This is a genomic window from Acinetobacter bereziniae LMG 1003 = CIP 70.12, assembly GCF_000368925.1.
Classification (GTDB): domain Bacteria; phylum Pseudomonadota; class Gammaproteobacteria; order Pseudomonadales; family Moraxellaceae; genus Acinetobacter; species Acinetobacter bereziniae.
Window position 1 is genome coordinate 157,069 of record NZ_KB849756.1, and the last position, 721, is coordinate 157,789.

General features: G+C 33.6%; 1 protein-coding gene. It reads right to left on the reverse strand.

From position 1 onward, the window contains the following. On the reverse strand, positions 1–574 hold a 574-nt coding region (locus F938_RS24495), incomplete at its 3' end, for a putative type VI secretion system effector (RefSeq protein WP_005031770.1). Between the last annotated feature and the right edge of the window lie 147 nt (positions 575–721).

Genomic DNA, 721 nt, shown 5'->3' on the forward strand with positions numbered 1-721 from the left:
AAAAAGAAATGATTTGAATACCAATATTATTAATTAACATTTGCTTTATTGAATTTGTTATAAAAAAATCAAAAAGCAAAGCAAAAATTACTACAATGATACTAATGGCTCCAAATAATTTCATTACAAAAACTCTATAGCGAATCCTTCCTTTAACAACCTCTTGCCCAGTCCATGTATAATTGTTCTGTTGATCAATAACAGCTACTGCACGAGCATATTTATTTTGTCCCGAAAGTGGTTCTGCAATCACTTTAACCATATCTCCCTTTTTAAATATGACCACGGGGAAACAGCCTTTAAAGTAATGCTTTTGATTACAATTATCCGTGATTTCTATGGCAAAATCACTTACCTCTATTCCTTCATCACTGGCTGCAAAACTGGCTAAAGCTGCATTCCCAATTTGTCCGACCAGTGCTGAACCCACCGCTATTGCACCTGTAGCTGTTTGCATACTGGCATTTAAGTTTTGCATGGTTTCACTGGTCAACAGATCAGTGACTTCTCCTTCTACGATAAAAAGCCTTTTTGAAAATTCATCAATAACTTGATCTGTTTTTTTTAAACTCATTTTTTTCCATATTTTTCTTCATCATATTTTTTGGCTAAATCAATACGGTAGGTATAGCTAAATATATAAAGTTTGCTACACTATAAAAAAAACCTTACTGACTGCTGTTATGCCTAAGCCATACTCCAATGATCTTCGATACAAAGC